At 61.4% G+C, this 23290-nt stretch carries 20 protein-coding genes; 15 read left to right on the top strand and 5 right to left on the bottom strand.

All coding sequences use genetic code 11. The annotated features are described in order from the left end of the window. Positions 1 to 59: 59 nt before the first annotated feature. Positions 60 to 830, bottom strand: coding sequence for a transcriptional regulator GlcC (glcC, locus tag NA619_RS04420; protein WP_255960319.1), 771 nt, complete (start codon positions 828 to 830; stop codon positions 60 to 62). A gap of 233 nt (positions 831 to 1063) precedes the next feature. Here glcC and glcD point away from each other — a divergent pair, with 233 nt between their 5' ends. The 10 genes from glcD to NA619_RS04470 all read left to right on the top strand — a co-directional run bounded on the left by glcD (position 1064) and on the right by NA619_RS04470 (position 12236). After that, complete coding sequence (gene glcD / locus NA619_RS04425; RefSeq protein WP_255960321.1) at positions 1064 to 2563, top strand: glycolate oxidase subunit GlcD; 1500 nt, start codon at positions 1064 to 1066, stop codon at positions 2561 to 2563. Then, positions 2563 to 3621 carry a glycolate oxidase subunit GlcE gene (gene glcE, locus NA619_RS04430; RefSeq protein WP_423836798.1) on the top strand — a complete coding sequence of 353 codons (1059 nt, stop codon included), beginning with the start codon at positions 2563 to 2565 and terminating at the stop codon, positions 3619 to 3621. The genes glcD and glcE overlap by 1 nt, the downstream gene beginning before the upstream one ends. Before the next feature lie 8 nt (positions 3622 to 3629). Next, positions 3630 to 4847, top strand: coding sequence for a glycolate oxidase subunit GlcF (gene glcF, locus NA619_RS04435; RefSeq protein ID WP_255960323.1), 1218 nt, complete (start codon positions 3630 to 3632; stop codon positions 4845 to 4847). Positions 4848 to 5142: 295 nt separating this feature from the next. Next, positions 5143 to 5547, top strand: coding sequence for a heme-binding protein (locus NA619_RS04440; protein ID WP_255960326.1), 405 nt, complete (start codon positions 5143 to 5145; stop codon positions 5545 to 5547). A 19-nt stretch (positions 5548 to 5566) separates the two neighbouring features. After that, positions 5567 to 7747 (top strand): malate synthase G, encoded by a 2181-nt coding sequence (locus tag NA619_RS04445; RefSeq protein ID WP_255960329.1) that lies wholly within the window; start codon positions 5567 to 5569, stop codon positions 7745 to 7747. A 303-nt stretch (positions 7748 to 8050) separates the two neighbouring features. Beyond that, positions 8051 to 9760, top strand: coding sequence for an L-lactate permease (locus NA619_RS04450; RefSeq protein ID WP_255960332.1), 1710 nt, complete (start codon positions 8051 to 8053; stop codon positions 9758 to 9760). Between the two features lie 159 nt (positions 9761 to 9919). Next, a complete protein-coding gene (locus NA619_RS04455; RefSeq protein ID WP_122167216.1) occupies positions 9920 to 10087 on the top strand; it encodes a rubredoxin in 168 nt (55 codons plus the stop codon). A 1-nt stretch (position 10088) separates the two neighbouring features. After that, on the top strand, positions 10089 to 11291 hold the full coding sequence (locus tag NA619_RS04460; RefSeq protein WP_255960349.1) for an NAD(P)/FAD-dependent oxidoreductase: 1203 nt from the start codon (positions 10089 to 10091) through the stop codon (positions 11289 to 11291). Positions 11292 to 11440: 149 nt separating this feature from the next. Then, positions 11441 to 11713, top strand: a complete 273-nt coding sequence (locus tag NA619_RS04465; protein ID WP_255960352.1) for an HU family DNA-binding protein — start codon at positions 11441 to 11443, stop codon at positions 11711 to 11713. 136 nt (positions 11714 to 11849) lie between these two features. Further along, complete coding sequence (locus tag NA619_RS04470; protein WP_255960354.1) at positions 11850 to 12236, top strand: helicase; 387 nt, start codon at positions 11850 to 11852, stop codon at positions 12234 to 12236. Between the two features lie 143 nt (positions 12237 to 12379). On the opposite strand, the gene NA619_RS04475 is transcribed toward NA619_RS04470, so the two are convergent. The 3 genes from NA619_RS04475 to NA619_RS04485 all read right to left on the bottom strand — a co-directional run bounded on the left by NA619_RS04475 (position 12380) and on the right by NA619_RS04485 (position 15685). Continuing rightward, on the bottom strand, positions 12380 to 13036 hold the full coding sequence (locus NA619_RS04475; RefSeq protein ID WP_255960356.1) for a DUF2931 family protein: 657 nt from the start codon (positions 13034 to 13036) through the stop codon (positions 12380 to 12382). Continuing rightward, the gene (locus tag NA619_RS04480; protein WP_255960359.1) at positions 13036 to 14589 is read right to left on the bottom strand and encodes a T6SS phospholipase effector Tle1-like catalytic domain-containing protein; all 1554 of its coding nucleotides are present in this window, start codon (positions 14587 to 14589) and stop codon (positions 13036 to 13038) included. Before NA619_RS04480 ends, NA619_RS04475 begins: the two co-directional genes overlap by 1 nt. A 190-nt stretch (positions 14590 to 14779) precedes the next feature. Continuing rightward, positions 14780 to 15685: a LysR family transcriptional regulator gene (locus NA619_RS04485; RefSeq protein ID WP_255960362.1), complete on the bottom strand. Its 906-nt coding sequence runs from the start codon at positions 15683 to 15685 to the stop codon at positions 14780 to 14782. A 183-nt stretch (positions 15686 to 15868) separates the two neighbouring features. Here NA619_RS04485 and NA619_RS04490 point away from each other — a divergent pair, with 183 nt between their 5' ends. The 5 genes from NA619_RS04490 (at position 15869) to NA619_RS04510 (ending at position 20768) form a co-directional block, all read left to right on the top strand. Continuing rightward, entirely contained in the window at positions 15869 to 17050 is a 1182-nt protein-coding gene (locus NA619_RS04490; protein ID WP_255960365.1) for an acyl-CoA dehydrogenase, read from the top strand. 153 nt (positions 17051 to 17203) lie between these two features. Then, positions 17204 to 18427 carry a CaiB/BaiF CoA transferase family protein gene (locus NA619_RS04495; RefSeq protein WP_255960368.1) on the top strand — a complete coding sequence of 408 codons (1224 nt, stop codon included), beginning with the start codon at positions 17204 to 17206 and terminating at the stop codon, positions 18425 to 18427. Positions 18428 to 18690: 263 nt separating this feature from the next. After that, positions 18691 to 19299, top strand: a complete 609-nt coding sequence (locus NA619_RS04500) for a LemA family protein (protein WP_255960371.1) — start codon at positions 18691 to 18693, stop codon at positions 19297 to 19299. Next, positions 19296 to 20057, top strand: a complete 762-nt coding sequence (locus NA619_RS04505) for a TPM domain-containing protein (RefSeq protein WP_255960374.1) — start codon at positions 19296 to 19298, stop codon at positions 20055 to 20057. Before NA619_RS04500 ends, NA619_RS04505 begins: the two co-directional genes overlap by 4 nt. A gap of 93 nt (positions 20058 to 20150) precedes the next feature. Continuing rightward, positions 20151 to 20768 (top strand): TPM domain-containing protein, encoded by a 618-nt coding sequence (locus NA619_RS04510; RefSeq protein ID WP_255960377.1) that lies wholly within the window; start codon positions 20151 to 20153, stop codon positions 20766 to 20768. Positions 20769 to 20986: 218 nt separating this feature from the next. Here the strand turns inward: NA619_RS04510 and NA619_RS04515 are convergent, their stop codons facing one another. After that, positions 20987 to 22954 (bottom strand): AAA family ATPase, encoded by a 1968-nt coding sequence (locus NA619_RS04515; RefSeq protein WP_255960380.1) that lies wholly within the window; start codon positions 22952 to 22954, stop codon positions 20987 to 20989. Between the last annotated feature and the right edge of the window lie 336 nt (positions 22955 to 23290).

Genomic DNA, 23290 nt, shown 5'->3' on the forward strand with positions numbered 1-23290 from the left:
GCTGTGCACTTTCCAGTGCCGGCAGGGGTCTGCGCTGCAGCGCACCAGTTCCCATAGCGTCAGGCCCAGCCTTCCAGGCGCATGGTCGCGCGTACCAAGCGCTGCTCTTCCTGTTCGATTTCCTTGAGGTTGTCGCGGATGCTATGGATGTGATCGCGGGCGGCGCGCTGCGCCTGGTCTGGCAGGCGCTCGGTGATGGCGTGGAACAGCCGGGAGTGCTGCCGGTCGATCTGCCGCTTCTGCATCGGTCGGTGGTAGAGGTTGTTGACTGAGGCGAAGACCGTGGAAAGCATCAGGTCGGTCAGTGATTGCAGCGTGTGCACCAGCACCGGGTTGTGCGACGCCTCGCTGACGGCCAGGTGAAAGGCGTGATCCAGTCGCGCGTGCTCGCGAGGGTCGGCGCCCGCTTCGGTGTGGGCGGCGAGCATTTCTTCATAGCGGCGGCGGAGCAGGATGAAATCAGCATCGGTCCCGCGTAGCGCGGCCAGTCGCGCCGACTCACCTTCCAGCAGGGCGCGTACTTCCAGCAGATCGTAAAGCGTGCGCGGCTGTGAGTTGAACAGGTGCATCAGCGGGCTGGCATCCTGTTCGCCAGACAGCCGGGCCACGTGCGACCCGCGACCCTGCGCGGTTTCGATGATGCCGCGGCCACGCAGCACACGCAGCCCTTCACGCAACGCCGAGCGCGAGATACCGAGCTTCTCGCACAGGCGTCGCTCCGATGGCAGTGTCTGTCCGACCTTGAGCACGCCATCGACGATCAAGCGTTCGATCCGCTCGGCGACGACGTCTGCCAGGCGGCGATTGTCGTGGGTGTTTTCGATGAGCATAAGCCGCTTCTCAACTGGTAGGACCAATTTTGTGTAGTTTAGCCCAGCCGGCATTTACAGGGTCAAGATGCCGATATATGGGTCTTCTGTCCGCATCGCTTGAAAGCCTGGCGAAAGAAACTGGTAGGACCAGTGGTTTTCCGGGTGGACGGGATATGGCTGAGGGGCTAATGATGCGTCAAACCACCGCAGCTGGCCGTGCTGACGGTGAATAAAGAAGAGCACCGACTGCCATGAATATCCTTTACGACGAACGCGTCGATGGTGAGCTGCCCAAGGTCGACAAGGCGGCATTGCTTGCTGATCTCAAGGCGCAGCTGCCCGACATGGACGTTCTCCATCGTGGCGAAGACCTCAAGCCTTATGAGTGCGACGGCCTGTCCGCCTACCGCACCACGCCGATGCTGGTGGTGCTGCCCGAGCGCATCGAACAGGTCGAAACCCTGCTGAAGATTGCTCACAAGCGTGGTGTACCGGTTGTGGCGCGAGGTGCCGGCACGGGTTTGTCAGGCGGTGCGCTGCCGCTGGAGCAGGGCATCCTGCTGGTCATGGCGCGTTTCAACAAGATCCTTGAAGTCGACCCGGCCGGTCGCTTCGCCCGTGTTCAGCCGGGTGTGCGCAACCTGGCAATTTCTCAGGCTGCTGCGCCTTATGACCTCTATTACGCGCCAGATCCGTCATCGCAGATTGCATGTTCCATTGGCGGCAACGTTGCCGAGAATGCCGGTGGCGTGCATTGCCTGAAGTACGGGCTGACCGTGCACAATTTGCTCAAGGTCGAAATTCTCACTGTCGAGGGCGAGCGCATGGTGCTCGGCTCTGATGCGCTGGATTCGCCGGGCTTCGACCTGCTGGCGCTGTTCACTGGCTCCGAAGGCATGCTTGGCATCGTTACTGAAGTGACGGTCAAGCTGTTGCCCAAGCCGCAGGTGGCGAAGGTGCTGCTGGCGGCATTCGATTCTGTGGAAAAAGCCGGTCGTGCGGTAGGCGACATCATCGCCGCGGGCATCATTCCCGGTGGGCTGGAGATGATGGACAACCTGTCGATCCGTGCCGCCGAAGACTTCATCCACGCCGGTTACCCGGTGGACGCCGAGGCGATCCTGCTCTGCGAACTGGATGGCGTTGAGGCCGATGTCCACGATGACTGCGCCCGCGTGGGCGAGGTGCTCAAACTGGCCGGCGCCACCGAGGTGCGGCTGGCCAAGGACGAAGCCGAGCGGGTCAAATTCTGGGCTGGGCGCAAGAATGCCTTCCCGGCGGTCGGCCGGATCTCGCCGGACTACTACTGCATGGACGGCACCATCCCGCGGCGCGAGCTGCCGGGCGTGCTCAGAGGCATTTCCGACCTGTCCGATGAATACGGCCTGCGCGTGGCCAACGTGTTCCATGCCGGCGACGGCAACATGCACCCGCTGATCCTTTTCGATGCCAACACTGAGGGCGAGTTGGAGCGCGCCGAGGCGCTGGGCGGCAAGATCCTCGAACTCTGCGTAAAGGTCGGTGGCTCGATCACCGGCGAGCACGGTGTCGGTCGCGAGAAGATCAATCAGATGTGCGCCCAGTTCAACGCGGACGAGCTGACCCTCTTCCATGCGGTGAAGGCCGCGTTCGACCCCAGCGGGTTGCTCAACCCAGGCAAGAACATCCCGACGCTGCATCGCTGCGCCGAATTCGGCGCCATGCACGTGCATGGCGGGCAGTTGCCCTTCCCTGAACTGGAGCGTTTCTGATGACGGTTTCCTTTGACGCCAGCGAGCAGATGCTCGATCAGGTCAACCAGGCGCTGGCCAGCAACGCGCCGCTGCGAATCCAGGGTGGCAACAGCAAGGCTTTTCTGGGGCGTGCCGTTCAGGGCACTCTGCTGGATACCCGGGCGCATCGTGGCATCGTGACCTACGACCCTACCGAGCTGGTCGTCACTGCCCGCGCCGGCACGCCCTTGGCGGAGCTTGAAGCAGCGCTCGACGAAGCCAACCAGATGCTGCCGTGCGAGCCGCCGCATCTTGGAGAAGGCGCTACCGTTGGCGGCATGATTGCCGCCGGACTGTCCGGTCCACGCCGGCCCTGGTCCGGATCGGTCCGCGACTTCGTGCTGGGCACACGCGTGATCACAGGGCAGGGCAAACACCTGCGCTTTGGCGGCGAAGTGATGAAGAACGTAGCGGGCTACGACCTGTCGCGCTTGATGGCTGGCAGCTTTGGTTGCCTTGGGGTGCTGACCGAGGTCTCGCTGAAGGTGCTGCCCAAACCTCGCCTGTGCCGCAGTCTACGGGTGGAAATGCCGGTTGATCGCGCGCTGCTGAAGCTTGCCGAATGGGGCCAGCAACCTGTGCCGATTACGGCAGCAAGCCACGACGGCCAGGCTTTGCACCTGCGCCTGGAGGGTGGTGAGGGCTCCGTGAATGCCGCGTGTGACCGGATTGGCGGGCAGTCACTGGAGGCCGGCTACTGGCAGGATTTGCGTGAGCAGCGACTGGGCTTCTTCAGCGACGCGCGCCCACTGTGGCGTCTTTCGCTGCCTACGGACACCCCTGTTCTCGCACTCCCCGGCGAACAGCTGATCGACTGGGCGGGCGCCCAACGCTGGCTGAAGTCCGATGCGGATGCGCAGACCATTCGCAGCATCGTCAACGAAGTCGGCGGCCATGCCATCTGCTTTACCGCTGGCGCGACCACCAGCCCGTTTCAGCCATTGGGCGAGCCGCTGCTGCGTTATCACCGACAGCTCAAGACGGCACTCGACCCGCAGGGGATATTCAACCCCGGCCGCATGTATTCCGAGGTCTAGACCTAACTATGCAAACGAATCTGAGTGAGGCCGCGAAGAAGCTGCCGCGTGCCGAGGAGGCGGAAAGCATCCTGCGCTCCTGCGTGCACTGCGGTTTCTGCAATGCCACCTGCCCGACCTATCAGCTGCTCGGTGACGAGCTGGATGGCCCGCGCGGGCGCATCTACCTGATGAAAGAAATGTTAGAAGGTGGCGAAGTCACGGAGAGCACCCAGACCCATCTGGATCGCTGCCTGACCTGCCGCAACTGCGAAACCACCTGTCCATCCGGCGTGCAGTACCACAACCTGCTGGATATCGGTCGCGGCTTCATGGAGCAGCAGGTGCCGCGCTCGGCAGGCGAACGCTTGTTGCGCACAGGCTTGCGTACCGTCATCCCTCGTCCAGGGCTGTTCAAGGCGCTGCTAGGTACCGGCAATGCACTGCGCCCGCTGATGCCCGCGACGCTGCGTGCCCACATGCCGCGCCAGGTCACACCGGCCAAGCCTCGGCCGCAGGTGCTGCATACCCGCCGCGTGCTGATACTCGAAGGCTGCGTGCAGCCAAGCCTGTCACCCAACACCAACGCCGCCACCGCCCGCGTGCTTGATCGCCTTGGCATCAGCGTGACTACGGCGCGTGAGGCGGGTTGTTGCGGTGCGGTGGACTACCACCTCAATGCCCAGGAAGCCGGGCTTGACCGGGCGCGACGCAACATCGACGCCTGGTGGCCGGCTATCGAAGAGGGTGCAGAAGCCATCGTTCAGACCGCCAGTGGCTGCGGGGCTTTCATCAAGGACTATGGTCATCTGCTACGGGACGATCCCGCCTACGCGACGAAGGCCGCGCGGGTCAGCATGCTGGCCAAGGATCTGGTCGAAGTGATGCGCAGCGCCGAACTCGAGCGGCTGAACGCCAAAGCCGACAAGCGCATGGCCTTTCATTGCCCCTGCACGCTGCAACACGCACAGAAGCTTGGCGGCGCGGTCGAAGACGTGCTCACACGGCTCGGCTTCCAGCTCACCGCGGTGCCCGATGCGCACCTGTGCTGCGGCTCGGCGGGGAGCTATTCGATCACCCAGCCGGTGCTGTCCAAGCAGCTGCGTGACAACAAGCTCACAGCGCTGGAAAGCGGCAAGCCCGAGGTCATCGTCACCGCCAATATCGGCTGCCAGTCGCACCTCGATGGCGCCGGACGGACGCCGGTGCGGCATTGGATCGAAATCGTCGAGGAGGCGATGCAATAAACGCGATTATTGACCGTTAGGATGGGCCGGGTGGCGCTCTGCGATAGATCACCATCTCAGCGGGCCTGAGCCATTTGGTGGGCTAGCGTCCACCCTGCCGGTTTGACGGAGTCGCCTAAGAGGCGGATGCAGCCAGGCGTGCAAAGGCCCGCATAGGAGTTGCAAAAGCGCCCCGGCGTAGGGCGGGCTTTAGCCCACCAGCCAGCTGCCTGACGAATTGTTTTGATGAGCTGGATCGGAGCGGCAACGGCCCACCCGACATAGCGAACAACCGAATACCAAGACAGGAGAGACCATGAAGACCAAAGCCATGCTAACTCAGACCGAAGTTGCCAACATCCTTGCCGCCGCGCGTACCGAAGCGCAGAACAACGGCTGGGCCGTGACCATCGTGGTTGCTGACGATGGCGGCCACCCGTTGGCGCTGGAGCGTCTGGACGGCTGTGCGCCGATCGCTTCCTACATCGCTACCGAGAAAGCTCGCAGCGCCGCAGTGGGTCGCCGTGAAACCAAGGGCTACGAGGACATGGTCAATGGCGGACGCAACGCCTTCCTGTCCGCTCCCGTGGTCTGCTCGCTGGAAGGCGGCGTGCCGGTCATTCACGACGGTCAAGTGATCGGTTCTGTCGGTGTGTCCGGCGTGACGGCCGCTCAGGATGCACAGGTCGCCAAGGCCGGCGTTGCCGCTGTCGCCAACTGAATCGGAAAAGGAGAACAACATGACCGAGCGCGTAACCCTGGGCCGCCTGCAAGTTGCGGCCAACCTGCAACGTTTCATCGACGACGAAGTCCTGCCCGGCACCGGCGTCGAGGCGGCTGCCTTCTGGAGCGGCTTCGATCAGCTGGTTCATGATCTGGCGCCGAAGAACCGCGAGCTGCTCGCCGAGCGCGACCGTTTGCAGGTGGAGCTGGATAACTGGCACCGCAGCAATCCCGGCCCGATTACCGATATGCCGGCTTACCGCACCTTTCTCGAGTCCATCGGCTACCTGCAGCCCGAGCCGGGCGAAGTGGCGATCAGCACCAGCAACGTCGACAGCGAAATCGCCACCCAGGCCGGCCCGCAGCTGGTCGTGCCGATCGGCAATGCCCGCTACGCGCTGAACGCCGCCAATGCCCGCTGGGGTTCGCTGTATGACGCCCTCTACGGTACTGACGCAATCAGCGAAGAGAATGGCGCCCAGAAGGGCCCCGGCTACAACGAAGTGCGTGGCGCCAAGGTCATCGCTTTCGCGCGCAACTTCCTCGATAAGGCCGCACCGCTGGCCGAAGGCAGCCATGCCGACTCGGTCAGCTATCGCGTGCAGGACGGCCAGCTCAAGGTCACCCTGGAAAACGGCAATATCACTGAGCTGAAGCAGCCTGAGAAATTCATCGGCTATCAGGGCGAAGCGCTCGAGCCGAAGGCGATATTGCTAAAGAACAATGGCCTGCATGTCGAAATCCAGATTGACCCGAACAGCCCGATCGGCCAGACCGATGCCGCCGGCGTCAAGGATCTGCTGATGGAAGCTGCCGTCACCACCATCATGGACTGCGAAGACTCCACCGCAGCCGTGGACGCCGACGACAAGGTGCTGGTCTATCGCAACTGGCTGGGCCTGATGAAGGGCGACCTGGTCGAAGACATGGAGAAGGGCGGCAAGCGCATCACCCGTCGCCTGAACGAAGACCGCGAATACACCGCAGCCGACGGCTCCAACTTGAAGCTGCACGGCCGCTCGCTGTTGTTCATCCGCAACGTCGGCCACCTGATGACCAACCCGGCGATCATCGACGGTGAGGGTCACGAGATCCCCGAAGGCATCATGGATGGCGTGGTCACCAGCCTGATCGCCAAGCATGACCAGCAGCGCAAGGGCAATTCGCGCACCGGCTCGATGTACATCGTCAAACCGAAGATGCATGGTCCCGCCGAAGTGGCATTCACTGACGAGCTGTTTGGGCGCGTCGAAGACTTGATCGGGCTGCCGCGTCATACGCTGAAAGTCGGCATCATGGATGAGGAGCGCCGCACCAGCGTCAACCTCAAGGCCTGCATCGGCGCCGCGAAGAATCGCGTGGCCTTCATCAACACCGGATTCCTCGACCGTACCGGCGACGAGATGCACACCATCATGGAAGCCGGCGCCGTGCTGCGTAAGGGCGACATGAAGAGCACCGCCTGGATTCAGGCCTACGAGCGCAACAACGTGCTGGTCGGTCTGAACTGTGGCCTGCGCGGCAAGGCGCAGATCGGCAAGGGTATGTGGGCCATGCCTGACCTGATGGCCGCCATGCTGGAGCAGAAGATTGCGCACCCCAAAGCCGGCGCCAACACCGCCTGGGTGCCATCGCCTACAGGCGCTACGTTGCACGCGCTGCACTATCACCAGGTCGATGTGCAGGCCGTTCAGACCGAGCTGGAAAAGATCGATCTGGCGAGCGAACGCGACAAGCTGACCAATGATCTGCTGACCATTCCGGTTGCAGCGGAGCGCAATTGGTCGGCCGAGGAGATTCAGCAGGAACTGGACAACAACTGCCAGGGGATCCTCGGTTACGTGGTGCGTTGGGTCGAGCAGGGCGTTGGCTGCTCCAAGGTGCCGGACATCCATGACGTGGGCCTGATGGAAGACCGCGCCACACTGCGTATTTCCAGCCAGCACCTGGCCAACTGGCTACGCCACGGTGTGGTTGAAGAAGCCCAGGTTCGCGAGACCCTCGAGCGTATGGCCAAGGTGGTCGACCAGCAGAACGCCGGCGATCCGGTCTACCGTCCGATGGCTGCCGACTATGCTCAATCAGCTGCGTTCCAGGCGGCGTGCGATCTGGTGTTCAAGGGCCGCGAGCAGCCAAGTGGCTATACCGAGCCGCTACTGCATGCCTGGCGCCAGCGCTTCAAGCAGCAGGCGGGTTGAGCGGAATCGGGTCCGCCATGCCGCAGCTGGCGAAGGACTTCGATCCTGCAACGGTCTGTGTAGGGTCGAATTTATTCGACCGACCAGGCAGCGGCGGACCAATACGACTCAGGCGCAATCTGAGCGCCGCAAGTTGACAAGCCCCGGGCGCTTTTAGCGTTCGGGGCTTTCGAGCAAGAGGGGTCGGCTAACGTGACTCGTTAGTCAACTTCTCGGGTCGGTGTGGTTTTCCATGTCGGCCATGCGTGGGACCGGGCTTTCCGGGAAAGAAGTGGTTCACAACAAAAAACAAGGAACCCAACAATGAGTCAGACACTGCTGTCCATACTGGCCTTCGTGCCGCTGGTGCTTGCGGGGGTACTGCTGATCGGCTTTCGCTGGCCGGCCAAGTACGCGATGCCGCTGGTTTTCGTGCTCACTGCGTTGATCGGCCTGCTGGCCTGGGACATGACCTTCAACCGGGTCCTGGCTTCCACGCTGCAAGGGTTGATTCTCACCGCCGCGATCCTCTGGATCATCTTTGGCGCCATCCTTCTTCTAAACACGCTAAAACATTCGGGGGGCATCGCTTCGATTCGGCGCGGCTTCGCCAACGTCAGCCCGGACAAACGCGTCCAGGTGCTAATCGTGGCCTGGCTGTTCGGTTGCTTCATCGAAGGTGCGTCGGGCTTTGGTACGCCGGCTGCCGTGGCGGCTCCGCTGCTCGTCGCACTTGGCTTCCCGGCGCTGACGGCAGTGGTGCTGGGGATGATGGTGCAATCCACGCCGGTGTCATTCGGTGCGGTGGGTACGCCGATTCTGGTCGGTGTCGCCGGTGGCCTCGACCAGGCTACTCTCGGTGGGCAGCTGGCAACGGTGGGAAGCAGCTGGGACGTTTTCTTCCATCTGATTTTCTCTCGCGTGGCGATCATCCATGCGCTGTGCGGCATCCTCATGCCGTTGATCATGATCTGCATCATGACGCGCTTCTTCGGTCGTAACCGCTCCTGGGGTGAAGGCCTGGCGATGGCGCCGTTCGCCATCTTCACAGGTCTGGCATTCGTAATTCCTTATGCCGCCGCGGGCGTCTTCCTGGGTCCGGAATTCCCGTCGATGATCGGCGCGCTGGTCGGCCTAGCCATCGTTGTTCCGGCGGCCAAGGCGGGCTTCCTGCTGCCCAAGACCAGCTGGGATTTCGCCCCGGCCAGCGAGTGGCCGGTTGAGTGGATGGGCAAGATCGAAATGAAGATCGAGGACGTCGCAGGGCGGACGCCGATTTCCGTGCCGATGGCCTGGGCTCCCTATCTGCTGCTGGCGATCTTCCTGGTGATGTCGCGGATCTTTCCGCAGCTCAAGGCAGCGCTGATGTCTGTCAGCTTCGGCTGGAAGGACATCCTCGGTGAAACCGGCGTGTCCGGCACGCTGGAGCCGCTGTACTTGCCAGGCGGGATCCTCTGCATGGTGGTGCTGGTGACCTTCTTCCTGCATCGCATGAAAGCCGCTCAACTGGGTGCTGCGATCTCCGAGTCAAGCAAGACGCTGCTGGGCGCGGGCTTCGTGCTGATCTTCACCATTCCCATGGTGCGGATCCTGATCAACTCCGGCGTTAACGGCTCGGATCTGGTCTCGATGCCGGTGGCCATGGCGCAGTTGGTGGCCAACAGCGTGGGCAGTGTCTATCCGTTCTTCGCCCCTGCAGTAGGTGCGCTGGGCGCATTTATCGCCGGCTCCAACACGGTATCCAACCTGATGCTCTCGCAATTCCAGCTCAACACTGCGGGCCTGCTGGGCCTCTCCGGTGCGCTGATGGTGGCGTTGCAATCGGTGGGCGCCGCGGCGGGCAACATGATCGCCATTCACAACGTAGTGGCGGCTTCGGCCACGGTCGGCTTGCTGGGACGAGAAGGCATCACGTTGCGCAAGACCATGCTGCCAACGCTGTACTACCTCGTGCTGGCCGGCACCATCGGCTTGATTGGTTTCTACGTGATGGGAATCACCGATCCGCTGGTGGGCATCTCCAACGGCAGCTGAGACTGCAGTTGAATAAGAAACGGGTGGCTCAGGCCGCCCGTTTCTTTTTGCCCAGAAATCTTTCGCGGGCGACGTGTCTATTAGCCGTGGCGCCATGTTTGGCGGCCGGCGACGTTCTGGTATAGCGTGCAGCGCAACCGTGACTGATCGAGGTGAATAATGAAAAAGTGGCAATGCGTGGTATGTGGCTTCATCTACGACGAAGCCGAGGGTTGGCCTGACGAAGGCATCGCGCCCGGCACCGCCTGGGAAGACGTACCTGAAGACTGGCTGTGCCCCGACTGTGGCGTGGGCAAGATGGACTTCGAAATGATTGCGATCGGCTGATATGAATCCATCGAACAACAAAAAAGCACCGCTGGTGATCATCGGCACCGGGCTGGCGGGCTACAACCTGGCGCGGGAATTTCGCAAGCTCGACAGCGAAACACCGCTGCTGCTGATCACTGCCGACGATGGGCGCTCCTACTCCAAGCCCATGCTGTCCACCGGCTTCGCCATGAACAAGAGTGCCGATGCGTTGGGCATGACTGTCGCCGGGCCGATGGCGATCCAGCTCAACGCCGAAATTCGCACCCATACCCGGGTGACCCGCCTCGACCCGGCGAATCACCGCGTCTGGATCGGTAACGAGCCCGTCCCGTACCGCGATCTGGTCATCGCCTGGGGCGCGCAGACTATCGAGGTGCCTGTCGCAGGCGATGCGCAGGACGCGGTTTTCCCTATCAATGACTTGCTCGATTACGGCCGCTTCCGCGAAGCCGCTCACGGTAAGCGTCGCGTATTGATCCTCGGTGCGGGGCTGATTGGCTGCGAATTTGCGAACGATCTGCTGCATGGTGGCTATGAAGTCGAGCTCGTCGCGCCATGCGAGCAGATCATGCCGTCACTTCTGCCTCCCGAGCCCGCAGCCGCGGTGCAGCGGGGCCTCGAGTCGTTGGGTGCGCGCTTTCACCTCGGTCCTGTACTCGAACGGCTAGAGCGAAAGGGCGACGCATTGCGGGCGCAGCTATCCGACGGCCAGCAAATCGAATGCGACCTCGTTGTCAGTGCAGTTGGCCTGCGTCCTCGAACCGAGTTGGCCGCAGAGGCAGGGCTGGCGGTCAATCGCGGCATTGAGGTTGATCGCATGCTGCAGACCTCGGCCGAGAACGTTTATGCCCTAGGCGACTGCGCCGAGGTGGATGGGCTCAACCTGTTGTACGTAATGCCGTTGATGAGCGGCGTTCGAGCCCTGGCCAGAACGCTCACCGGACAACTGACACCCGTCACCTACGGACCAATGCCGATCACCGTGAAAACCCCCGTCTGCCCGCTCGTGGTATCGCCGCCGGCAGCAGGCAGCGAAGGCATCTGGAGCGTGGAAGGTGAGGGCAATGACCTGAGGGCGCTGTTCCGCGATGCAGACGGTAGCCTGCTGGGCTACGCCCTGACCGGAACGGCTGTGCAAGAGCGTCTGGCGCTGAACAAGCAGCTGCCACCGGTGTTGGCGGAAGTGCCTCAGGTTCTGTCATTAAAGTCGCCTGAATGATCCGCCAAAGCAGTGGCGGGGGCTGGCGCGGGTGCTAGCAGCGTGCCATGCTGCCCGAGGCGCTGCCGCACCGTAGAGCTGTTGCGGCGCGCCGGGATGCTGTTCGGAGAACAGCAAGCACAAAAACAATAAAGTCGTAGAGGCTAATTATGCGCAAACCGGAACTCGCAGCCGCCATCGCCGAAAAGGCCGATCTCACCAAGGATCAGGCCAATCGTGTACTCAATGCCGTACTGGATGAGATCACCAACGCGCTGAACCGTAAGGACAGTGTGACTTTGGTTGGTTTCGGCACCTTTCTGCAGCGTCATCGCGGTGCACGTACTGGCAAGAATCCCCAGACAGGCGATCCTGTCACCATCAAGGCCAGCAATACCGTAGCGTTCAAGCCGGGAAAGATGCTGAAAGACGCGATCAACTGAGTGCGCGTCTGCCCGGGGCCGCCAGGCTCCGGGCCAACCTGACTGGAGAGTCCGCTCCAGACCCCTCTGTTCTACTGCTTTCGCCGCTCAGACCAGCCGTTACAATGCCGGTTTTCTCGCCAATGGTCGGCCAATCATGAAATTTCGCTTTCTTCTCTGGATGTTGGGTCGCCTGATGACCAAGGCCAGCCGCACCAACCCTGATTTCCAGAAACAACTCGGCGATAAAGACCTGACCTTCCAGCTGCATACGCTAGACGGCAAGGTTGCTCGGCATTACAGGGTCAAGGATCAGCGCGTCACCAGCCATGGCGGCCCAGCAAACGAGCCAGCCTTCGCCATCGGCTTCAAGGACAGCGCCTACGGCTTCGCCACCATGAACGCCAAGAACAAGCAGCTCGCCTTCATGCAGGGGATCCAGAACAAGGAAATTCAGATCCAGGGCAACCCTGCGTTGGTGATGTGGTTTCAGGGGTTGACGAAGTACCTGAAGCCGCGGAAGAAGAAGGTCGAGGCGGCTTGATTTGCTGACGACTACCCCAATCTGCCGCAAAAGCTAAGCACAGTCGGTAGGAAACATGCATCCGCTGCAATGCATGGCTTGATTAGCTTCTGGCTACGGGTCTGACAGCGCTTGCTTTGGTATGAGGGCCTGCAGTTGCAGGTCTACCAGCTTCCATAAGGGATACCGAACTTCTCCACATAACGTTTGGATACTTCAGGTTGCGGATAGTAGTTGCCGCCGGACTTTCCCAGGTGCGGCCCAAGTGGTTCTATCTCTGCCTCGCCGCGAGCAACTTTGATCGCATGACCACAGCTATTCGCTATCCAGACTTGAACAACCCCGCCTGGGGCCAATCCTAAGTAGGCCGCGGCCATATAGCGCGCAGTCCGGTCGGGTGCTTGGGGGCAGCGCCGGTGCGTGGATTGGTGCATGATCTCCCTGGCTTCTTCAGGGATTTCTATCCAGGCTCGATAGGTTTGTGGTTCAACTGCAGACTGCCACCGAACGTATATTCGTTTTGGCAGGTCCGCGCCGACAACCCCTCTTATGTTTCCGCCAACCCCACCGACCCATCCTCTGGCAGTTTCGGTTGCATACCCGGGGTTTCCATTGCCAATAACACCGCCACTGCCGTGGTCAAAGAGCTTACCGTTGATATCTTCGACAACGCTGGATTCGACCCAGCCGGTCATATAGTTCGGCCCAATAAACTCTAGGCTCCACCAGCGATCCTTCGGGTCGTGCTTTGCGGACAACGGATCTGTTGCCTGGCAGCCGCAAAGAAAAATCATGCCCAAGAGGGCGAGGAAAGATTTCATCACAATAGTGTCCAATCGGGTACATGAGGATGTTGTCGGCGGATCCCATCGGGCGCGGGAGCGTTGATATACAGCAGCTTAAACCCGGTGGGCGACCAATTTTTAACAGGCTTATTCCAGTGTGCGGAAATATGAATGTAATGCTGCTTTAGCAACATTTCGTCAGTGGTCGTAGTGCTGTAATCCCCTGCTGTGAAGCGGTCACAGAGCGACTTAAGATCATCCGGGATTACATAGTTAGGATCATGGTCGTCGATAGTTTCAAACCGTACGCCTCTTTGTTTTGCTAGCTCATGCATCACTCGTAAGTACACTCGCGATAGCTCCCCCCTCACTCTGCGTTTCAGCTGCAGCCCGACGTATACCCGCTTGCGTCTTGCGGCTAGGCGATCCTCCGGATTCGTAGGCAGCAGTTCAGCTTCCGGAGTGATGATCTCAAGCATTGATGCCGACCACCCTTCGACGATCAATCGATCCCTGGCTTGCATGGCATCCCGATAGATCGAAGTGGTAGTTACATCTATGTGCAGCGCTACTTCAAGGGCCTGCATGGGGCTGACCAGTACGCACTCTTCAGCTTCCTGCAAATAACCACCACCGATATCCGAGTGCGCACCAGGCAGCGTAATTTCAGTGTGATCCGGTTTCACTCGGCTTAGAGGAAAGTTGGCACGTACTTCGTCTCGGGCTACTAGATGGATGACATCTGCGAAGTATTTCCGGGGTAGGTGCTGTTTTAGCCAGGGCGTGGTGGAACTTTGGATATTTCCCAGATTCGCTAGGCCACCGACAGAAGCAACGGTGTCGAACAGCCCAATGAATCCCATATTGATGCCGCGTTGATAACGATGAATGAAGCTCGAACTGAACGCCCTGCCGTTGTCTTGCAGCGCTCTTCTTAGGGGCCCCTCTATGCCTCGGACGATCTCGTTAGCGAAGTGCTTCGCTGCGGCGGCACCGCGACTAAAGCCAAAAGTATCGAAAGTCAGCGAGATGATTTCACCATCTGGATGCTCTCGATTCAGGCTGTCGATCAGGTCTTTTATTCCGTCAAAGGCTTTCTGTACGCACCCGGCGACGCCTGTATCGCCTCGGCCCGCTCCCAAGCCTAGCGCGTTATCTTTTTCACCAGCTTTAGTGCCGATACCGTCGACGTACAGTTTACGAAAGGCATGCTTTTGCTGATCGCTGCCCTCAGGTGACGGAGGAGCGTGGTACAACTCACTCAGCTTTTTTACATTGGTAGCGTCATTTCCGTAGCTGCTGCTTGGATCAGCCATATAGGGCTTGCAACTCGTATCCAGATCTTCTGGCTTTATCGGGTGATGCGCACCGCAGGCGATACCTAGCGCCGTATTGGCAGCGTTGTTCCCGGTGCCGTCGAAGAAGACACCGATGCGCAGAGCGATCTTGGTTTTCTCGGCTGGCTTCGCAGGCTGCTTGGCGTGGCGTTCGTATTCAGCCCAGCGTTGGGCGTGGATATCGACGGGTTCGACGCCTTTGAGCTCGGCGTCGCGCTTGGCTTTCGGGATGTTGGGGACGTAACCGCTCATGCTTCTACCTGTCCTTGGTTGAATGCCGTGAAGGCTGGTGATGGCTCGCGCGGCTGGGCATACATCCTGTCTGCAGCTGCGTGACGCATAGTAAGAAGGACGGCAATGGGGGTTTCAAGCGCGCCGTTCACAAAGCGCGCGGTTACATTGGCGGTTTCGGGCGGGCGTCCCCTGTTTCAGTGCGGCGGGCCTATGCCTGCTGCGCCATCCATGCGCGCGCCTCATCCAGCAGCCAGTCGCGAAAGGCGTGCATGGCGGCTGACTCTACGCGGCGCTCGGGAATCATCAGGTGATAGGCCTGATCCTCGCGACGGAACGAGTGTGGGTGGGCGATTACCAGGCGCCCCTCGGCGAGTTCGCGCTGGATAAGGAACGGCGGTATCAGCGCCACGCCCATCTGGTGCTCGGCCGCCTGGGCCAGCATCGAAAACAGCTCGAGACGGGGCCCGGTCATGTCTCGTGCGATCTTCATCCCAAGCGAATCGAACCACTGACGCCAGGCGTAGGGCCGGGTGGTCTGCTGCAGCAGCGGCATCTCGGCAATTGCCTGGGCGCTCAGTTCGTCGCTATCCTTTAACAGCACGGGGCTGCAGACGGGTATCGAGTGCTCCGGCATTAAAGGGTGGGCGACGGTGCCGGACCAATCCCCATCACCGAAATAGATCGCCGCATCGAACTCGGTATCCGCAAACAGGAAAGGGCGGGTGCGATTGGTCAGGTTAACGGTGATTTCCGGGTGCAGCGCCTGGAACTGCCGCAGCCGTGGCAGCAGCCATTGCGTGCCGAAGGTCGGCACCAGCGCCAGTTCGATGGTTTGTGCACCCTGTTGGCCCATCACTGCAAGGGTGTCGCGCTCAACGGCGTCGAGTTGGGTGGCGACGCGGCGGGCATAGGACAGGCCGGCTTCGGTCAGCTTTACCCCGCGACGTGAGCGGCGGAAGAGTTCCAGCCCGAGGAATTCTTCCAAACCGCCGATCTGGCGGCAGATGGCGCTCTGGGTCAGCGCCAGTTCCTCCGCGGCACGGGTAAAGCTCTGATGTCGCGCAGCGGCTTCGAAGGCGACCAGCGCGGCGGTGCTGGGGATCTTGCGACGCATTATGCGGCTACCTCACTAAATTGCGGCCGAAGATGCCACTCAGAATACCTCGGAGTGCGTAAACCGCACAGGTCGTTGCGAATTACTCGTTTGCTGCATCCCGCTTCAGCTTCTAGGATCAACGCATCACCAAGCTGCATCGGGCCGCGTGCTCGCTCATCGCTAACGACAAGAGGACCAACCATGGCCGGCAAAGCAAGCTTCAATTGGATCGACCCGCTGCTGCTCGATCAGCAGCTCACCGATGAAGAGCGCATGGTGCGTGACAGCGCGCAGCAGTTCGCCGCCGACAAGCTGGCACCACGGGTGCTCGAAGCCTTCCGTCACGAGCGCACCGATGCGGCGATTTTCCGGGAGATGGGCGATACCGGCTTGCTCGGCGCGACCATCCCCGAAGCCTATGGCGGCAGCGGGCTGAGCTACGTCTGCTACGGCCTGATTGCACGTGAAGTGGAGCGCATCGACTCGGGCTACCGCTCGATGATGAGCGTGCAGTCGTCGCTGGTCATGGTGCCGATCAACGAGTTCGGTAATGAAGAAACCAAGCAGAAGTACCTGCCCAAACTGGCCAGCGGCGAGTACATCGGCTGCTTCGGCCTGACCGAGCCGAACCACGGCTCCGATCCGGGATCGATGGTCACCCGCGCGAAGAAGGTCGACGGCGGCTATCGCCTGTCCGGCGCCAAGATGTGGATCACCAACAGTCCGATCGCCGACGTTTTTGTCGTCTGGGCGAAGGACGACGAAGGTGCGATTCGTGGCTTCGTGCTGGAGAAGGGTTGGGAAGGGCTGAGCGCTCCGGCGATTCACGGCAAGGTCGGCCTGCGCGCCTCGATCACCGGTGAAATCGTCATGGACAACGTGTTCTGCCCGGAAGAGAACGCCTTCCCCGACGTGCGCGGCCTGCGCGGTCCGTTCACCTGCCTGGATTCCGCTCGCTACGGCATCAGCTGGGGAGCGCTGGGCGCTGCCGAGTTCTGCTGGCACACCGCGCGCCAGTACGTGCTCGATCGTCAGCAGTTCGGTCGGCCGCTGGCTGCCAATCAGCTGATCCAGAAAAAGCTGGCTGACATGCAGACCGAGATCACCTTGGCCTTGCAAGGCTGCCTGCGCCTTGGCCGGATGAAGGACGAAGGCACCGCGGCGGTGGAAATCACCTCGATCATGAAGCGCAACAGCTGCGGTAAAGCACTGGACGTAGCCCGTCTGGCTCGGGACATGCTCGGCGGCAACGGCATCAGCGACGAGTTCGGCGTGGCGCGGCATCTGGTCAACCTCGAAGTGGTCAACACCTACGAAGGCACCCACGACGTGCACGCGCTGATCCTCGGCCGCGCGCAGACCGGGATCCAGGCGTTCTTCTAGCGGGACGCTGACCGACCTACGTAAAAACACCGACATCGCTGTAGGGTGGATGACGCTCTTTTCATCCACCTTCACCCTGCACGGTGGATGGATAAAGCGTCAGCTACGCGCCCCGATCCACCCTACGTTCACTTGAAATTCGAGGCTTCACCCATGCCCGGCGCCCTTTCCCATATCCGCGTCCTCGACTTGTCGCGCGTGCTTGCCGGGCCCTGGGCCGGGCAAATTCTTGGTGATCTCGGCGCCGAGGTGATCAAGGTCGAACGGCCGCGCACCGGCGATGACACCCGTCATTGGGGCCCACCCTATCTGAAGGATCAGGACGGCGAGAACACCTCGGAGGCGGCGTATTACCTCGCGGCGAACCGAAATAAACAGTCGCTGACGCTGGATTTCACCCAGCCTGAAGGCCAGCGGATCATCCGCGAGTTGGTCGAACAGTGCGACGTGCTGCTGGAGAACTTCAAGGTTGGCGGGCTGGCGGCATACGGGCTGGATTATGACAGCCTCAAGGTGATCAATCCGAAGCTGATCTATTGCTCGATCACCGGTTTCGGCAGTGATGGCCCCTATGCAAATCGCGCCGGTTACGACTTCATGATTCAGGGGCTTGGCGGCTTGATGAGTCTGACAGGCCGTGCCGAGGACGAAGAGGGCGCAGGGCCGGTCAAGGCTGGCGTCGCGCTGACCGACATCCTCACCGGCTTGTATGCAACCGTTGGCGTGCTGGCCGCACTCAATCATCGCGAGCAGAGTGGCATCGGTCAGCACGTAGAGCTGGCGCTGCTGGATGTGCAGGTCGCCTGCCTAGCGAACCAGGCGATGAACTACCTGACCACCGGCGTCGCGCCCAAGCGCATGGGCAACGCACACCCCAATATCGTGCCCTATCAGGATTTCCCCACTGCAGACGGCGACATCATCCTCACCATCGGCAACGACGGGCAATTCCGCAAATTCGCCGAGGTGGCTGGCCACCCCGAGTGGGCGGCTGACCCCCGTTTCGCCAGCAACAAGGCGCGCGTCGCCCATCGCAAGGAGCTGGTGCCGATGATTCGTCAGGTCACGGTCTTCCGAACGACGGCTGAGTGGGTCGCTGTGCTGGAGCAGGCCGGAGTACCTTGCGGGCCGATCAATGATCTTGCCCAGGTCTTTGCCGATCCGCAGGTGCAGGCGCGCGGGTTGCGTGTGGACATGCCGCATCCCTTGGCCGGCAGCGTGCCCCAAGTCGCCAGCCCGATCCGGCTTTCCGAAACTCCAGTCGAGTACCGAAAGGCGCCGCCACTGCTTGGCGAGCACAGTGAAGCCGTGCTGCAGAACATGCTGAGCTTGAGTTTCGACAAGATTTTGTCCTTGCGGCAGTCGAGTGTGATCTAAATCGATCCGGCGATGCGGCTCCGGCTGATCGCCAGCAAGCTGGCTCCTACGAAAAACCGCGGGCCAGCACTAAGTCTGATCGCCAGGGTTGATCGCACAGCCCGCCATGTAGGAGCCAGCTTGCTGGCGATCATGTGCACGGACGCCGTTACATCACCTCAGCCATCGCCCGAAACGGGCCGGCTCGGGCGCATAAGCTGAACTCTCTCGCCGTTCGGCCATCCCTATGGATGTACCCACATATTTTGGCGGACGAGCGAATCATGCAGACGCAGCGTTATCGATTTACCTGGCAGCTTTCGGTTGTCCTGTTCATGTCCTGGCTGCTGGCCGGTTGTGGCATCAACAACATTCCGCAGTACGACGAACAGGTGAAGTCGGCCTGGTCTCAGGTCGAAAACCAGTACCAGCGCCGCGCCGACCTCATTCCCAACCTGGTGGAGACGGTGAAAGGCTTCGCCCGTCAGGAACAGGAAACCCTGACCGCTGTTACGGAGGCTCGCTCCAAGGCGACCTCCATTCAGATCAGCGCAGAGGATCTGGACGATCCCGAAAAAATGCAGCGCTTCCAGCAGGCACAGAATCAGCTGACCGGCGCTTTGAGCCGATTGATGGCCGTGTCCGAGCGCTATCCGGATCTGAAATCCAACCAGAACTTCCTCGCGTTGCAATCCCAGCTTGAAGGCACCGAGAACCGCATCGCCGTTGCGCGCCGCGACTTCATCACGTCGGTCGAGCGTTACAACACTGAGATCCGCACCTTTCCTGGCCGCATCTGGCACACCCTGATGTACAGCGACATGCCGATCCGCGAGAACTTCGAGGCGACTACCGAGAACGCCGATCAAGCGCCGAAAGTGCAGTTTCAATGACGCGTCCGCTTTCGCTGATCCTGGCGCTGCTCTTCTGGGCGAGCGGCGTCGCCGCCCAGGAAGTCGAGCTCCCTGCCTTGACTGGCCGTGTGGTTGATCAGGCCGAGCTGCTCGATACTCAGGCTGAAGCCCGGCTGACCAGCATGCTCGCCGCCCATGAGCAGGCGAGCGGTGAGCAGGTGGTGGTCGTCACCGTGCCCGATCTTCAGGGCCGAAGCATCGAAGAGTATGGCGTCGATCTTGGTCGCGAATGGGGCATCGGGCAGAAAGACGAGGACACCGGCGCGCTGCTGATCGTCGCCCGCGATGATCGCCGGGTACGCATTGAAGTCGGCTACGGCTTGGAAGGGCGACTGACCGACGCGCAGTCGTCAGTCATCATCAATCGCATCATTACCCCTGCATTTCGTGAAGGTGACTTCACCCGCGGGATCACCGAAGGCGCTGCTGCGATGATTCAGGTGCTGGGTGGAGATCCCTTGCGGACCGCCGGCATGCAGCCTGCAATGCCTATGGGCGCTCAGGAGCCCGGCGGGCTCGGCATCCTCGGCTTCTTCCTGATGCTGGTCGCCATCTTCGTGATCGGCGGGGGACGAGGCGGTCGCGGCGGCGGTGGTCGTGGTGCAGGGCGGGCGCTGCTGCTCGGCGCGTTGCTCGGAGGCATGGGGCGCGGCGGCGGTGGCGGTGGATTTGGTGGCAGTGGTTTCGGCGGCGGCGGTGGCGGCTTTGGTGGTGGCGGTGCGTCCGGTGGCTGGTGATGACCTTGAAGCAGCATCCATGACATCCAACTTGCCGAGCCTCACGGCGACCCATTCAGCACAACGAGTGCCTTCATCGAAGATGATTACGCCATGACGTTATTGAACGAGAGCGAGTTGAAACAGGTATCCGACGCGATCGATCGGATCGAGCGCGATACAGACGCTGAGCTGGTGACCGTCCTGGCCGCTCAGGCAGACGATTACCGTTACATTCCGTTGCTCTGGGCGAGCCTGCTGGCGCTGATATTGCCTGGCGCGTTGCTGTTCTTCACCGGATGGCTGGCTGCTTGGCAACTGCTGCTGGTGCAGTGGGTGACCTTCGTCGTGCTGGCGGTGGTATTTCGCATTCCAAGCCTGACCAGTCGGCTGATTCCACGCTCGGTTCGACACTGGCGCGCGTGCAATCTGGCGCGGCGCCAGTTCATCGAGCTGAACCTGCACCATACCGTCGGCGGTACGGGGATGCTGATCTTCGTCTCCGAAGCCGAGCGCTATGTGGAGATCCTGGTGGATCAGGGAATATCCAGCCGCATCGATGACAGCGTCTGGCAGTCCATTGTCGACACCTTCACCGAAGACGTGCGCAACGGGCAGGTGCTGGAAGGCTTCCTAGGCTGTATCGAAACCTGCGGTTCGTTGCTCAAGCAACACGTGCCGGCGACTCACGAGCGCAACGAGTTGCCAAACCATTTAGTGGTTCTGGATTGACCGTGGCAAGAGTGCTTGAGGCTGGTCGGCTGAAGCCAGGAAATAACTGAGTGTGGTGCGGGGTTCAGCCCGACGTGGGCTGCGTTAGCCACGAATGGCGGGGGGGTTACCCGCCTCATATGACCGCAGTGGCCGACAAGTAAACAGGCTGAAAACAAAAACGGCGGAGTAGAGCGATTCACCATCGCGCTGCCTCCGCCGTTTTGTTTCGGTCGGGTTCAGGCCATTCCGGGGCCTTCGTCCTCGGGTTGCTCCACGGGTGCAAGCTCAAGGAAGGGCGCGCTTTCCATCGCACTGGCCGCGACGCGGTCGATGGTGCTCATGGCATGGCCGATGATCGAGCTGACGCTGGCCTCATGATGATGCTCGGGCAGGCGCTCAATCGCTGCCAGCACATCCTCACCCGGTACGGTCTCCTCGGCTAACAACTTGTCCGCGATCTCATCCAGCGCGGGTCTGAGCCGCTGCAACAGCGCCATGCATTCACGGTCGAGTTGCTTGAGCAGGTTATCGGCGGCGCGAATCGAGTCACCGGAATCGAACTCGATGTGCGCGTCCCTGACGGCCTGCAGGCTGAGTAGCGAGCCGCTCGGCCCCATGCCCAGCGCACCGACCATGGAGAGGGCGATCTTGGATGCCTCCTGCAGATCCTGTCCGGCGCCAGAGGAGACTTCATGGAAGTAGAGTTGTTCGGCGCCGCGCCCGGCCAGGAGCATCTGAATGCGATTGCGCAGCTCGGATTCCATGTGCAGACGTTTGTCTTCCACCGGGGTCACGAGGGTGACACCCAACGCCTGACCGCGCGGCAGGATGGTGACCTTCTCCACGCGACCGACCTTCAGCGCGGCGGCGACTAGTGCGTGTCCGGCTTCATGAACCGCGATGCGCTTGCGGTCGGTGGGGGACATGGGCGTCACGCCTGAGGGCTGCTCGCCAATACGGCAGGTTTCCACCGCGTCCACGAAGTGCGCCATGCTGACCGACTTGGCCGCGCCACGGGCAGCGAGCAGTGCGGCGTGGTTGACGATGTAAGCGATGGCGGCGGGCGTCAGGCCCACGGTGTTGCGCGCCAGCTGCTGGAAATCCAGATCCTGCTCAGCGCGAATCTTCGCCGCATAGAGGCGGAACAGCGCCTCGCGGTCGTTCAGGCCCGGCAGGCCGACGGCGATGGACCGGTCAAAGCGGCCTTCACGCACCAGAGCCGGGTCCAGGGAGTTGGGGAAGTTGGTCGCGCCCAGTACGAGTACGCCGCTGGCACCGTCGAAGCCATCCATCTCGGCCAGAAACTGGTTGATGATGCGGTTGCTCTCGGCGTCGCTGGAGCGTTGCTGCTCGGCGCGCTTGCCGATGCCGTCGATCTCATCGATGAAGATGATGCAAGGTGCCTGCTTGCGTGCGGTGCGAAACAGCGCCTTGACCTTCTGGATACCTACACCGAAATACATCGACGAGAAATCGCTGCCGGTCACCTGAATGAAGCTGGCGTTGGATTCGGTCGCCAGAGCTTTCGCCAGCTGGGTTTTGCCCGTACCCGGCTCGCCGGTCAGCAGTACTCCTTTAGGCGGGCGAGCACCCAGCGCGGCGTAAGCGGCCGGGTCGCGAAGATAATCGGTGACGTCGCTAAGCGCCTGCTTGGCCTCACCCGCGCCCACGACATCGGCAAAGCTGATGCCGCTGCCTTTACGCTGCACCTGGAAGGCCTGGCTCTTGATCGCCAGATAGGTCAGCGCGCCAAGCAATAGCAGGATGAAGGGTGCGTAAGGCACCACAGCCTTGTACCAGGGCGCCTCGCCATCGGTCTCGAACAGGGTCAGCGGGAACAGCTGCCCTTCGCTGCTGGCGTACTGGTCGAGCATGAGCTGTGCGACACGCCCGGACTGATCCGGCACCCAGTAGCGCAGGCCGTCATCCAGGCTGATATAGACGGCATCCTTGTCCAGTGCCGCACTGGCAATAGTCGCGCCGCGCAGGTCGGCCATCAGCACGGAGAGATCGCGCCGATTGGCTTTCCAAGGTTCGGTAGAGTCCTTCAAGGCCTCGAGCATGCTGGCCGCAGCGCCGGTTGCCGGCGTCGACGGAGCGGTCGGGCGCAACTGCCAGAACGCCACACACGCAGCGATCACCAGAAGCAGGAAAACGGAGAGCACAGGGCCGCGGCGACCTTGTAGCAGACGTGGTGTTTTCATTTCACATCCAATCGGGAAGCCCGACGTTCGACAAACAACCGCCAGCGAGGCGGACCACAGTTGTTCGCGGGGAATCCCCGCGGCGCCAATTGCATGGCGCAGCACAGTACGGGCGTGTTGGATGCGATTTATATGCCGGACTGCGACTCGGATTCTCAGGCTCCGATAGCCGGCGAGAATACGACAAGTGCCATCATGCAAACGGCCACTCGACGAATGGCGGACAGGTTTGCGACGAATGACAGTGCAGGTTTGGGAACCGAAACGGCGCGGCGCACTCGTTGTGGTTCCCAGAGGCTTCGAGTGCGCCGTTAGGCTCGTATTGGCGAAACGACC

This window comes from Stutzerimonas stutzeri (assembly GCF_024448895.1).
Classification (GTDB): Bacteria; Pseudomonadota; Gammaproteobacteria; order Pseudomonadales; family Pseudomonadaceae; genus Stutzerimonas; species Stutzerimonas stutzeri_Q.

Excerpts from the sequence above, each read along its gene's own strand:
- glcC (WP_255960319.1), bottom strand. The coding sequence starts at position 830 with ATGCTCATCGAAAACACCCACGACAATCGCCGCCTGGCAGACGTCGTC.
- glcD (WP_255960321.1), top strand. The coding sequence starts at position 1,064 with ATGAATATCCTTTACGACGAACGCGTCGATGGTGAGCTGCCCAAGGTC.
- glcE (WP_423836798.1), top strand. The coding sequence starts at position 2,563 with ATGACGGTTTCCTTTGACGCCAGCGAGCAGATGCTCGATCAGGTCAAC.
- glcF (WP_255960323.1), top strand. The coding sequence starts at position 3,630 with ATGCAAACGAATCTGAGTGAGGCCGCGAAGAAGCTGCCGCGTGCCGAG.
- NA619_RS04440 (WP_255960326.1), top strand. The coding sequence starts at position 5,143 with ATGAAGACCAAAGCCATGCTAACTCAGACCGAAGTTGCCAACATCCTT.
- NA619_RS04445 (WP_255960329.1), top strand. The coding sequence starts at position 5,567 with ATGACCGAGCGCGTAACCCTGGGCCGCCTGCAAGTTGCGGCCAACCTG.
- NA619_RS04450 (WP_255960332.1), top strand. The coding sequence starts at position 8,051 with ATGAGTCAGACACTGCTGTCCATACTGGCCTTCGTGCCGCTGGTGCTT.
- NA619_RS04455 (WP_122167216.1), top strand. The coding sequence starts at position 9,920 with ATGAAAAAGTGGCAATGCGTGGTATGTGGCTTCATCTACGACGAAGCC.
- NA619_RS04460 (WP_255960349.1), top strand. The coding sequence starts at position 10,089 with ATGAATCCATCGAACAACAAAAAAGCACCGCTGGTGATCATCGGCACC.
- NA619_RS04465 (WP_255960352.1), top strand. The coding sequence starts at position 11,441 with ATGCGCAAACCGGAACTCGCAGCCGCCATCGCCGAAAAGGCCGATCTC.
- NA619_RS04470 (WP_255960354.1), top strand. The coding sequence starts at position 11,850 with ATGAAATTTCGCTTTCTTCTCTGGATGTTGGGTCGCCTGATGACCAAG.
- NA619_RS04475 (WP_255960356.1), bottom strand. The coding sequence starts at position 13,036 with ATGAAATCTTTCCTCGCCCTCTTGGGCATGATTTTTCTTTGCGGCTGC.
- NA619_RS04480 (WP_255960359.1), bottom strand. The coding sequence starts at position 14,589 with ATGAGCGGTTACGTCCCCAACATCCCGAAAGCCAAGCGCGACGCCGAG.
- NA619_RS04485 (WP_255960362.1), bottom strand. The coding sequence starts at position 15,685 with ATGCGTCGCAAGATCCCCAGCACCGCCGCGCTGGTCGCCTTCGAAGCC.
- NA619_RS04490 (WP_255960365.1), top strand. The coding sequence starts at position 15,869 with ATGGCCGGCAAAGCAAGCTTCAATTGGATCGACCCGCTGCTGCTCGAT.
- NA619_RS04495 (WP_255960368.1), top strand. The coding sequence starts at position 17,204 with ATGCCCGGCGCCCTTTCCCATATCCGCGTCCTCGACTTGTCGCGCGTG.
- NA619_RS04500 (WP_255960371.1), top strand. The coding sequence starts at position 18,691 with ATGCAGACGCAGCGTTATCGATTTACCTGGCAGCTTTCGGTTGTCCTG.
- NA619_RS04505 (WP_255960374.1), top strand. The coding sequence starts at position 19,296 with ATGACGCGTCCGCTTTCGCTGATCCTGGCGCTGCTCTTCTGGGCGAGC.
- NA619_RS04510 (WP_255960377.1), top strand. The coding sequence starts at position 20,151 with ATGACGTTATTGAACGAGAGCGAGTTGAAACAGGTATCCGACGCGATC.
- NA619_RS04515 (WP_255960380.1), bottom strand. The coding sequence starts at position 22,954 with ATGAAAACACCACGTCTGCTACAAGGTCGCCGCGGCCCTGTGCTCTCC.